The sequence below is a fragment of the Brevibacterium sp. genome (genome assembly GCF_022712115.1).
Taxonomy (GTDB): Bacteria; Actinomycetota; Actinomycetes; order Actinomycetales; family Brevibacteriaceae; genus Brevibacterium; species Brevibacterium salitolerans.
The window spans coordinates 1-10,930 of record NZ_JALAHB010000036.1; the positions used below are offsets into that span (position 1 = coordinate 1).

At 70.6% G+C, this 10,930-nt stretch carries 13 protein-coding genes; 10 read left to right on the forward strand and 3 right to left on the reverse strand.

Annotated elements, in window-relative coordinates; all coding sequences use genetic code 11:
* The 3 genes from Q0A33_RS01715 to Q0A33_RS01725 all read right to left on the reverse strand — a co-directional run.
* The coding region (locus Q0A33_RS01715; RefSeq protein ID WP_291792183.1) for a COX15/CtaA family protein at positions 1-485 on the reverse strand (485 nt) is incomplete at its 3' end.
* Positions 486-718: 233 nt separating this feature from the next.
* On the reverse strand, positions 719-1,507 hold the full coding sequence (locus tag Q0A33_RS01720) for an ABC transporter permease (RefSeq protein WP_291792186.1): 789 nt from the start codon (positions 1,505-1,507) through the stop codon (positions 719-721).
* Positions 1,504-2,418, reverse strand: a complete 915-nt coding sequence (locus Q0A33_RS01725) for an ABC transporter ATP-binding protein (protein WP_291792188.1) — start codon at positions 2,416-2,418, stop codon at positions 1,504-1,506. The genes Q0A33_RS01720 and Q0A33_RS01725 overlap by 4 nt, the downstream gene beginning before the upstream one ends.
* Positions 2,419-2,538: 120 nt before the next feature.
* Between Q0A33_RS01725 and Q0A33_RS01730 the strand changes: the two genes are divergently transcribed.
* From Q0A33_RS01730 to Q0A33_RS01775, 10 genes are all read left to right on the forward strand, one after another.
* Entirely contained in the window at positions 2,539-3,288 is a 750-nt protein-coding gene (locus tag Q0A33_RS01730) for a metalloregulator ArsR/SmtB family transcription factor (RefSeq protein ID WP_291792191.1), read from the forward strand.
* Between the two features lie 41 nt (positions 3,289-3,329).
* Complete coding sequence (sufB, locus tag Q0A33_RS01735; RefSeq protein ID WP_291792215.1) at positions 3,330-4,739, forward strand: Fe-S cluster assembly protein SufB; 1,410 nt, start codon at positions 3,330-3,332, stop codon at positions 4,737-4,739.
* A 61-nt stretch (positions 4,740-4,800) separates the two neighbouring features.
* Entirely contained in the window at positions 4,801-5,952 is a 1,152-nt protein-coding gene (gene sufD, locus Q0A33_RS01740; RefSeq protein ID WP_291792194.1) for a Fe-S cluster assembly protein SufD, read from the forward strand.
* Complete coding sequence (locus Q0A33_RS01745; RefSeq protein WP_291792196.1) at positions 5,949-6,266, forward strand: non-heme iron oxygenase ferredoxin subunit; 318 nt, start codon at positions 5,949-5,951, stop codon at positions 6,264-6,266. The genes sufD and Q0A33_RS01745 overlap by 4 nt, the downstream gene beginning before the upstream one ends.
* 106 nt (positions 6,267-6,372) lie before the next feature.
* Positions 6,373-7,128 carry a Fe-S cluster assembly ATPase SufC gene (gene sufC, locus Q0A33_RS01750; RefSeq protein ID WP_291792199.1) on the forward strand — a complete coding sequence of 252 codons (756 nt, stop codon included), beginning with the start codon at positions 6,373-6,375 and terminating at the stop codon, positions 7,126-7,128.
* A gap of 3 nt (positions 7,129-7,131) precedes the next feature.
* Positions 7,132-8,403, forward strand: a complete 1,272-nt coding sequence (locus Q0A33_RS01755) for a SufS family cysteine desulfurase (RefSeq protein ID WP_291792202.1) — start codon at positions 7,132-7,134, stop codon at positions 8,401-8,403.
* On the forward strand, positions 8,400-8,921 hold the full coding sequence (gene sufU / locus Q0A33_RS01760; RefSeq protein ID WP_291792204.1) for a Fe-S cluster assembly sulfur transfer protein SufU: 522 nt from the start codon (positions 8,400-8,402) through the stop codon (positions 8,919-8,921). Before Q0A33_RS01755 ends, sufU begins: the two co-directional genes overlap by 4 nt.
* Positions 8,918-9,253: a metal-sulfur cluster assembly factor gene (locus tag Q0A33_RS01765; protein ID WP_291792207.1), complete on the forward strand. Its 336-nt coding sequence runs from the start codon at positions 8,918-8,920 to the stop codon at positions 9,251-9,253. The genes sufU and Q0A33_RS01765 overlap by 4 nt, the downstream gene beginning before the upstream one ends.
* Complete coding sequence (locus Q0A33_RS01770) at positions 9,250-9,948, forward strand: ribonuclease H (RefSeq protein ID WP_291792209.1); 699 nt, start codon at positions 9,250-9,252, stop codon at positions 9,946-9,948. The genes Q0A33_RS01765 and Q0A33_RS01770 overlap by 4 nt, the downstream gene beginning before the upstream one ends.
* Positions 9,945-10,930 (forward strand): ATP-binding cassette domain-containing protein (locus Q0A33_RS01775; protein WP_291792212.1); only part of this gene is annotated, 986 nt, incomplete at its 3' end. The genes Q0A33_RS01770 and Q0A33_RS01775, both read left to right, overlap by 4 nt.

Consider the following 10,930-nt stretch of genomic DNA (forward strand, 5'->3'; position numbering starts at 1 on the left):
GGTCTGCCCGCCGAACCCGCGGGCAGACCGGAGTCGTAGGCCCGGCGGACGAACAGCGCGCTCGCCGCCACGGCGAGGAGCGACGGGACGAGGTGGCCGGCGACGATCCAGGGGTTGAGCTCCGTGAGCACGGAGATCCCGCCGAGGACCGCCTGGACCGGCACGATCGCGGTGAGTCCCACGGCGAACCAGAAGAGGTCCGGGCGCGCACGCCGGGACCGCCACAGCAGGAGGATGGTGAGGACGCCCACCACCGCGAGGGCCACGCCCAGGAGGCGGTTGCCGAACTCGATGGCGGAGTGCATCGACAGCTCGCCGACCGGGGTGAGGTTCCCGTCGTTGCAGGTGGGCCATTCCGCGCAGCCGAGGCCGGAGCCCGTCAGCCGGACCAGGGCGCCGGTGAAGACGAGGACCGACTGCGCGACGAGCATCGTCCAGGCGAGCGATCTCTGCAGCCGAGTGGTGGAGCGGGTGCCGGTGGTCACGTCGTTGATGCCTCTTCTCTGGGTCTGACTCGGTGTGTCTCGGGAGGACGCGGTGCGTCCCGGGCCGTCATCCGTGCGGCAGCATCCGCGCGGCTGTGCAGCCGGAACGTCCTGGGGGAGTGCTCGTGCTCAGCGGGAATCATCGCGCAGTCCGCCGCTCGGCTCAGTCCGTCTCACAGCTCGGCCCCTCGCATCTCGGCCGCACACGGCACGGCTCGGTCGACGGAGTGCCATCAGTCGAAGGAGAACCAGCGGCGCGCGGCCAGGCCGCCCAGGAGTGCCCAGAGGAGGAGAATCGCGAGCGAGGCCCAGTCGACAGTGCCGGCGGTGACCGCGGACCTCAGGGCATCGCCCAGCGCCCCCGGCGGCAGCAGTCCCACCACCGTGCCCCAGACGCCGTCGCGGGCGAGCACGAGGCCGCCCGCGGCGGCCATGAGCACCCACAGGAGGTTCGCGACTGCCAGCGTCGCCTCGGGCCGCAGCGTCCCGGCCATGAGCACTCCCCAGGCCACCAGTGCGGCCGCACCGGCGAGGAGCGAGAGCACGAGGCCGGGCCAGCTCACGGGGGCGGCGGAGAAGCCCAGCGCGGCGGCGCAGCCGAGCACCAGCAGGGTCTGCACGGACAGGACGCACAGCACGGCGCCGAGCTTCCCCGCGATCACGCCGCCGGCGCCGAGCGGGGTGGTGGCGAGCTGGCGGAGGACGCCGTACCTGCGGTCGAAGGCCGTCTGGATGCCCTGCCCGGTGAACGCCGTCGAGGCGACGGCGAGTCCGAGCACCCCGGCGGTGGCCGTCTGCGCGGCGTCCGCCCCGCCGGCCGCCGCGTCCGCGCCGCCGAGGGAGGCGAGGATCGACGTCCGCGAGAGCGCGAACAGCGCGATGAGGGGAAGGATGACGGCGAGCAGGAGCTGCTCCCCGTTGCGGAGGACCGTCACGGTCTCGAACCGCGTCTGCGCGAGCACGCGCCGGAGGGGCAGGGTCGAGCCCGCTGTGCCCGTCCGCATCGCAGAGGTCTCGTTCATCGCAGGGACCTCCCGGTCAGCTCGAGGAAGACGTCGCCCAGGGAGCGGCCCCTCCACTCCAGGGTGCGCAGCGCGACCCCGTGCGCGGCGACGATGCCGGTGACACGGTGCAGGACCTCGGGCTCCGCCCCGCAGTCGAGGGTGAGGACGGTCCGGTCCGCATGGAGGACGCCCTCCGCGGCCAGCGCCAGCAGAAAGGGCTCCGGGGGCTCGCCCTCCGTCACCATGCGCACGGTCCGCTGGGCGGCCGAGCCCACGACCTCTCCCACCGTGCCGGCCGCGATCACACGTCCGTCGTCGATCACCGTGACGGTGTCCGCGAGCTTCTCCGCATCGGCCATGTCGTGAGTGGTGAGCACGATCGCCACGCCGTCCGCGCGGAGTTCGGCGATGACCTCGTCCACCGCGATGCGCGCCTGCGGGTCGAGTCCCGCGGTGGGCTCGTCGAGGAACAGAAGCCGCGGCCTGCCGACCATCGCCGCCGCGAGCGCCACCCGCTGCCGCTGACCGCCGGAGAGCCGGCGGATGGTGCGCGAGGCGAACTGGTCGATGCCGAGCCGGTGTGCGAGATCGCTCACATCCGCCGGGTCCTCGTAGAGCCGTGCGAGATGCTCGAGCACGGGGAGGGGGCGGGCCGACATCGGCAGGCCGCCGTCCTGCAGCATGACGCCGGCCAGCGCGGCGGTGCGCGCATGCTCCGTGAGCGGGTCCGCGCCGAAGATGCGGATGCTGCCGCCGGCCGGGCGGCGCAGGCCCACGGCGCACGCGACCGTCGAGGACTTCCCGGCGCCGTTGGGCCCCAGCAGCGCGCGGACCTCGCCTGCCTCCACCGTCATCGAGATGCCGTCGACGACGGTGCGGCTCCCGTAGGACAGGGAGAGGTCGTGAATGCACAGGGGCACAGTCGTCATAGCGCATCCACCCTACCCTCACGAGCCCGGCCGGATCTCCAGGCTTAGGGGCTCCTTCGTTTACAATCGCGTATTTAGGTAAGACACTTGTTGCTGAACGTTCGGCTGAGGGAGGTGACAGTGGCAGCTGCGGAGTCCGCATCGTCCGAGGACGGCCGCACGCGTCAGCGCGTGCTCGGCTTCGTCCTCGATCAGGGACCCGTGTCCGCCTCGTCCCTGGCGAAGACGATGGATCTCACGGCCGCCGCGGTGCGCAGGCACCTCGACGCACTCGAGGCCGACGGCCTCATCGAGGTCCGCACGCTCACCGGCCAGAAGGCCGGGCGCGGCAGGCCCGCACGACAGTACACGGTCACGGCGGAGGGCCATGCGAGGATCTCGCACACCTATGATGAGCTGGCGCTCGATCTGCTGACCTTCCTGCGGGAGACCGGCGGCGACGCCCTCGTGGGCTCGTTCGCGCAGGAGCACGCGGGCAAGCTCCGGGAGTCGCTGCGGAAGCGGCTCGACGACTTCCGTCCCGGGGAGCCCGCCCAGGGCACCGTGGCGGAGCGCTCGCGCAGGCTCGCCCGTGCGCTCGCGCAGGAGGGCTACGCCGCCTCGACCACGCCTGTGGCCGCAGGCACTCCGATGGAGGCGCTCCAGCTGTGCCAGGGCCACTGCCCCATCCAGCACGTGGCCGAGCGCTTCCCGGAGTTCTGCGAGGCGGAGCTCGAGGTGATCTCCGAGTACCTGGGCGTGGACGTCCGCCGGCTGTCCACGCTGGCCGGAGGCGGTCACGTCTGCACCACCCACATCCCCACGTCCGCACTGGCCAGGCCCCTTCTGGGCGGGCCGGCATCCGACCACAACCAAGGAGGTTCGCGGTGACCGACACCACAGCAGCCGCAGAGACCACTGAGCCCAACCGGATCATCGAGCTCAACCCGGAGCTCAAGGACATCGGCGCGTACCAGTACGGCTGGCACGACAGCAACGACGCCGGCGCAGAGGCCCGCCGCGGCCTGAGCGAGGACGTGGTGCGCAACATCTCCGCGCTGAAGAACGAGCCGGAGTGGATGCTCCAGCGGCGTCTCAAGGCCCTGCGCCTCTTCGAGAAGAAGCCCATGCCCACCTGGGGTGCGGACCTCACCGGCATCGACTTCGACGACATCAAGTACTTCGTCCGTTCCACGGAGGGCCAGGCGCAGTCCTGGGAGGACCTCCCGGAGGACATCAAGAACACCTACGACCGGCTGGGCATCCCGGAGGCGGAGAAGCAGCGTCTCGTCGCCGGTGTGGCCGCGCAGTACGAGTCCGAGGTCGTCTACCACAAGATCAACGAGGAGCTGGAGCGCCAGGGCGTCATCTTCCTCGACACGGACACCGCGCTCGCGGAGCACCCGGAGCTCTTCGAGGAGTACTTCGGGACCGTCATCCCCTCCGGCGACAACAAGTTCTCCGCGCTCAACACCGCCGTGTGGTCCGGAGGCTCGTTCATCTACGTGCCCAAGGGCGTTCACGTCGAGATCCCGCTCCAGGCCTACTTCCGCATCAACACGGAGAACATGGGCCAGTTCGAGCGGACGCTCATCATCGCGGACGAGGGCTCCTACGTGCACTACGTGGAGGGCTGCACCGCGCCCATCTACAAGTCGGACTCGCTGCACTCGGCAGTGGTCGAGATCATCGTGAAGAAGGACGCGCGCGTCCGCTACACGACGATCCAGAACTGGTCCAACAACGTCTACAACCTCGTCACCAAGCGCGCGATCGCGGAGCAGGGCGCCACCATGGAGTGGGTGGACGGCAACATCGGCTCCAAGGTGACGATGAAGTACCCGGCCATCTGGCTCACGGGCGAGCACGCCCGCGGCGAGACGCTGTCCGTGGCCTTCGCCGGCGCCGGCCAGCACCAGGACACCGGCTCCAAGATGGTCCACGCGGCCCCGCACACGCAGTCCTCGATCGTCTCGAAGTCCGTGGCGCGCTCCGGCGGCCGCGCCGGCTACCGCGGTCTGGTCCACATCCACCCCGGCGCGGAGGGCTCGTCCAATAACGTGCTCTGCGACGCCCTGCTCGTGGACAACATCTCGCGCTCGGACACCTACCCCTACATCGACATCCGCGAGGACGACGTGACGCTCGGCCACGAGGCGACGGTCTCCAAGGTGAGCGAGGACCAGCTGTTCTACCTCCAGTCGCGCGGCATGGAGGAAACGGAGGCGATGGCGATGATCGTCCGCGGCTTCATCGAGCCCATCGCCCGCGAGCTGCCCATGGAGTACGCGCTCGAGCTCAACCGCCTCATCGAACTGCAGATGGAGGGCGCTGTGGGCTGATGCCCGCGCATCCCGCAGGCACACCCGCAGTACGCACCCCTTCACAAGGAGAGACCCCTCAATGACCCAGACCCTCGAATCCGCGCCCAGCGGTGTCCAGGTGCCCGCCCAGGGCAGGGCGGACCGCACGCGCAGCTTCTCCGTCGATGCCTTCCCGGCCGTCACCGGCCGGGAGGAGGAGTGGCGCTTCACCCCGGTCCGCAAGCTCGCGGACCTGCTCGAGCCCGCCTCGCAGACCGCGGCGCTGACGTTCGGCGAGACCCTGCCGGACGGCGTCACGGTGGAGACCATCGACCTCGCGGCCGCCCAGGCGCACGGCGTGCTCGCGCCGGAGGACCGTCCGGCCGCCCTCGCCGCGGCGCACGCGGCCGGTGTGCGCCACTACCACCTCGCGGACGGCGTGGAGCTCGCCGAGCCGGTCATCGTCCACGCGGACGGGAACGACGCGACGGTGCACGGCCACGTCCTCATCACGGTGGGCCGCCACTCGAAGGCCACCTTCGTCCTCGAGCACGAGGGCCGGGCCCGCTACTCGGAGCTGCTGTCCGTGGTCGTGGGCGACGGCGCGGACCTCACGCTCGCCTCCCTGCAGCTGTGGGAGGACGGCAGCGTCCACCTCGGCCAGCACGACGCGCTCGTGGGCCGGGACGCGAAGTACAAGCACATCGCCGTGAGCCTCGGCGGCGATATCGTCCGCCTCAACTCCAATGTGCGCTACTCCGGCCCCGGCGGCGAGGCGGAGATGCTGGGCCTCTACTTCGCGGACGCGGGCCAGCACCTGGAGCACCGCACCTACGTGGACCACAACACCCCGAAGGCCACCTCGAACGTCATGTACAAGGGGGCGCTGCAGGGCAAGGACGCGCGGAGCGTGTGGGTGGGCGACGTGCTCATCCGCCCGGAGGCGCTGGGCATCGACACCTACGAGCTCAACCGCAACCTCATCCTCACGGACGGCGCCCGCGCGGACTCCGTGCCCAACCTGGAGATCGAGACCGGCGACATCGAGGGCGCCGGCCACGCCTCCTCCACGGGCCGCTTCGACGAGGAGCACCTCTTCTACCTCATGAGCCGCGGGATCGGCGAGTCCGAGGCCCGCCGCCTGGTGGTGCGCGGGTTCTTCAACGAGGTCATCCAGAAGATCGGCGTCGAGGAGGTCGAGTCCGTCCTCCACGACCGGATCGAGGAAGAGCTCGCGCGGAGCGTCCTGTGAGCCTCACCCCCGTGCTCGACGCGGACGCGCTGGCCCCCGGCACGGCCGTGCGAGTGATGGTCGCGGACCGGGAGGTCTGCGTGGCGCGCACGGAGGACGGGCAGGTCCACGCCGTCGACGACCTGTGCACGCACGGCGAGGTCTCACTGGCCGAGGGCGAGGTGTCCGGCTGCACCGTCGAGTGCTGGCTGCACGGCTCCGCGTTCGACCTCACGACCGGCGAGCCCACGTCCCCTCCGGCGTTCGAGCCGGTCGAGGTGTTCGAGTGCGTCGAACGCGACGGCCGGATCCTCGTCGACGTCGGCGAGTCCTGAGCACCTGCACCACCGCGCGGCCGCACCAGTGCGCACCCGCGTGAACCGAACCACCCCACACGTCTTGGCGCCCCAGGCGGGGCGCAGCCCGAGAGAAAAGGCTGAAATGAGCACTCTGAAGATCAACGACCTGCACGTCGACGTCGTCACCGAGGCCGGCAGCAAGGAGATCCTCCGCGGGATCGACCTGGAGCTGAACACCAACGAGACGCACGCCATCATGGGCCCCAACGGCTCCGGCAAGTCCACGCTGGCCTACGCACTGGCCGGCCACCCCCGCTACGAGGTCACCGGCGGCACGGTCACGCTCGACGGCGAGGACGTCCTCGCCATGAGCGTGGACGAGCGCGCCAAGGCGGGCATCTTCCTCGCCATGCAGTACCCGGTCGAGGTCCCCGGCGTGACGGTGACGAACTTCCTCCGCACGGCCAAGACCGCCGTGGACGGCGAGGCCCCCAAGCTGCGCACCTGGACCAAGGAGCTCAGCGCCTCGATGAAGAACCTGCGGATGGACCCGGAGTTCGCATCCCGCAACGTCAACGAGGGCTTCTCCGGCGGTGAGAAGAAGCGCCACGAGATCCTGCAGCTGCAGATGCTCAAGCCGCTCTTCGCCGTCCTCGACGAGACGGACTCCGGTCTGGACGTCGACGCCCTGCGCATCGTGTCCGAGGGCGTGAACAAGGCCAAGGAGGAGACCGGCCTCGGCGTCATGCTCATCACGCACTACACGCGCATCCTCAACTACATCACCCCTGACCGCGTGCACGTGCTCGTCAACGGCCGTGTGGCGGAGTCCGGGGGCCCCGAGCTCGCCGACCGCCTCGAGGCCGAGGGCTACGACCGCTTCCTCGTCGAGGCCTGATCCGTGGAGGCGGCGGAGGTGGCGCGCCTGCGCGGTGACTTCCCGCTCCTGGAGCGGGAGGTGAACGGGCACGGGATCGCGTATCTGGACTCGGGCGCGACCGCGCAGAAGCCGGTCTGCGTCATCGACGCGGAGCAGGACTTCCTCACGCGGTCCAATGCGGCCGTGCACCGCGGGGCGCACACGCTCGCCGTCGAGGCGACGGACGCCTACGAGACCGGGCGGGCGACGCTCGCCCGGTTCGTGGGCGCGGGCGAGGACGAGATCGTGTGGACGAAGAACGCCACCGAGGCGCTCAACGTCGTGGCCTACGGATTCGCCAACGCCTCCGCAGGCCTGGGCGGGGCTCAGGCCGCGCGCTTCCGGCTGGGCCCGGAGGACTCGATCGTCGTCACGGAGATGGAGCACCACGCCAACCTGGTGCCCTGGCAGCAGCTCGCCCAGCGCACCGGGGCGCAGCTGCGCTGGCTCCCGCTCACGGACTCGGGCCGGCTCGACCTCAGGGATCTCACCGGCATCGTGGACTCCTCGACGAAGGTCCTCGCCTTCACGCATGTCTCGAACGTGCTCGGCACGATCACGGACACCGCCCCGCTCACCGCGCGGGCCCGGGAGGTGGGAGCGCTCACCGTGCTGGACGCCTGCCAGTCGGTGCCGCACATGCCGGTGGACCTGCGCGCGCTGGACGTGGACTTCGCGGCGTTCTCCGGCCACAAGATGCTCGGACCCACGGGCGTGGGCGCGCTGTACGGACGGGCGGAGCTGCTGAATGCGCTGCCGCCCGTCCTCACGGGCGGTTCCATGATCACGAGCGTGACGATGGAGAGTGCGGAATTCATGCCCGCGCCGCAGCGGTTCGAGGCCGGCACGCAGCCGGTCGCCCAGATCGTGGGCCTCACGGCGGCGGTGGAGTACCTCGAGCACATCGGCATGGACCGGGTCGCGGAGCACGAGCGGGAGATCGGCGCACGGATGCTCGACGGCGTGCGCCGGATCGAGGGCGTGCGCCTGCTGGGTCCGGAGGACCCCGCCGCGCGGATCGGCGCCGTCGCATTCGACGTGGACGGCGTGCACTCGCACGACGTGGGCCAGTACCTCGACGCGGCCGGTGTGGCCGTGCGAGTGGGCCATCACTGCGCCCAGCCGCTGCACCGCCGCTACGGCGTGACCTCCTCGACCAGGGCCTCGGCGGCCGTCTACACGGACACCGGGGACGTGGACCGCTTCCTGCAGGCGCTGGCCGAGGTGCGGGGATTCTTCCGGGTGGGCGCATGAGCGATCTCGCGCGTCTCTACCAGCAGGTCATCCTCGACCACTCGAAGCAGCGCTCCGGTGAGGCCGCTCTGCTGGCGCCTGCCGCCGGTGCGCGCCCGGCCGGGTTCGGCTCCTCGCACCAGGTCAACCCCACGTGCGGTGACGAGATCACCGTCGAGGTGAGTCTGCGCACGGGGGCGGACGGGGCCTCGGGCACGGAGGGAGCCTCGATCCGCTGGCAGGGCGACGGCTGCTCGATCTCCATGGCGGCCGCGTCCGTGGCCAGTGAGATCCTGGAAGAGGACGGCCCGACGCGGTTCAGGGAGATCGAGGAGGAGTTCCGCACCCTCATGCACTCCCGCGGCCGCGGCGAGCCGGACGAGGAGCTGCTGGGCGATGCCGCGGCCTTCCACGGCGTCGCCCGGTTCCCCGGGCGCATCAAGTGCGCGCTGCTCGCCTGGGCGGCGACGGCGGATGCGCTCGCACAAGCAGAAAGCACCGCTGACGCAGCGGTCACCACCGAAGGAGGACGACCATGACGGATGTCGTCGATGCACCCCGCAACGCCACGCCGGAGGAGGTGACGGAGGCCCTCTACGACGTGATGGACCCGGAGCTGGGCGTCAACGTGGTGGACCTGGGCCTGGTCTACGGCACCAGCGTGGACGAGGAGGGGATCGCCGTCATCGAGATGACGCTCACTTCCGCGGCCTGCCCGCTCACGGACGTCCTCGAGGACCAGGTGGCACAGGTCCTCGACGGGATCGTCCCGGCGTTCCGGCTCAACTGGGTCTGGATGCCGCCGTGGGGCCCGGAGAAGATCACCGAGGACGGCCGCGAGCAGATGAGGGCCCTGGGATTCAACATATGACCCTCACGGCGGCCTGCGACGGATCCGCGCTCGGCAACCCGGGTCCCGCAGGCTGGGCGTGGTACGTCTCCGAGACGTGCTGGGCCGCCGGCGGCATGCCGGAGTCCACGAACAACCGGGGCGAGCTCCAGGCGGTCATCGAACTGCTGGAGTCCGCCCGCGGCCTCGACGCCGATCTCCTGGTGCTGTGCGACTCGAAGTACGTCATCAACTCCATCACCAGGTGGATGCCCAAGTGGAGGCTGAACGGCTGGAAGAAGGCCAACCGGGAGGACGTGCTCAACCGGGACCAGATGGAGGTCCTGGACGCCCTCATGCGCGACTACGAGCACGGCGGCCGGCAGGTCCGCTTCGAGTGGGTCAAGGGCCATGCGGGCCATCCGCTCAACGAGAGCGCGGATGCGCGCGCCCAGGCCGCCGCGCGGGCCGTCCAGGCCGGTCTGCCCGTGGACTCAGGTCCGGGCATGCCCTCGGCCGGAGCAGGGGCCGCGGAAGCGGGTGCGGAGACCCCGGCCGCGCCCGAGGCGGAGGCTCCCGCGACAGCGAGAGCCTCCTCACAGCGGCCCCCTGTGGTCGTCTCCTGTCCTCTCGAGGCGGAGCTGGCCGATAGGATCGTCGATCGTGCGCGCTCATCGGGGCGCACTCCGCAGCAGGAGCTCGCGGACGTCATCAGGAAGGGGATGTCGCTGACATGATCGCGGCCAGTGACCTGCAGGTCGTCGTGGGGTCGCGGACCCTCATGTCGGGAGTCTCGTTCCGCGTGGACAAGGGCGACCGCGTGGGTCTCGTGGGGCGCAACGGCGCCGGCAAGACGACGCTCACCAAGGTGCTCATGGGTGAGGTGCTCCCCTCCGGGGGAAAGGTCTCCGTCTCCGGCTCCGTGGGCTATCTCCCGCAGGACCCCCGGGCCGGCGACCCCAAGTCGACGGGGCGCGAGCGCATCCTGGGCGCACGCGACCTCGACGTGCTCGCCCGGCGCATGCGCAGGGCCGAGGCGCAGATGTCCGATCCGGACCCCAAGGTCATGTCGAAGGCGATCGACCGCTACCCGCGGATCGAGGCCGAATTCGTGGCGGCGGGCGGCTACGCGGCGGAGTCAGAGGCGCTGTCCATCGCCGCGAACCTGGGCCTCACGGAGGACCGGCTCGACCAGACGCTGGACACGCTCTCCGGCGGCCAGCGCCGCCGGGTGGAGCTCGCCCGGATCCTGTTCGCCGCGCCGGACACCATGATCCTCGACGAGCCGACCAACCACCTCGACGCGGAGTCCGTCACCTGGCTGCGCGACTACCTCAAGGTGTACGCCGGCGGCCTCGTCATCATCTCCCACGACCTCAGCCTCATCGACGAGGTCGTCAACAAGGTCTTCTTCCTCGACGCCAACCGGCAGGTCATCGACATCTACTCGATGGGCTACCGGCACTACCTCAAGCAGCGCGAGGCGGACGAGCGCCGCCGTCGCCGCGAGCGCGCCAACGCGGAGAAGAAGGCCGCCGCCCTGCACGCGCAGGCGGACAAGATGCGGGCGAAGGCCACCAAGACCGTCGCCGCGCAGAACATGGCCAAGCGCGCCGACAAGATGATGGCTGCGCTCGACGATGTGCGGGTGGACGACAAGGTCGCGCACATCCGCTTCCCGGAGCCCGCGCCGTGCGGCAAGACGCCGCTCATGGCGAA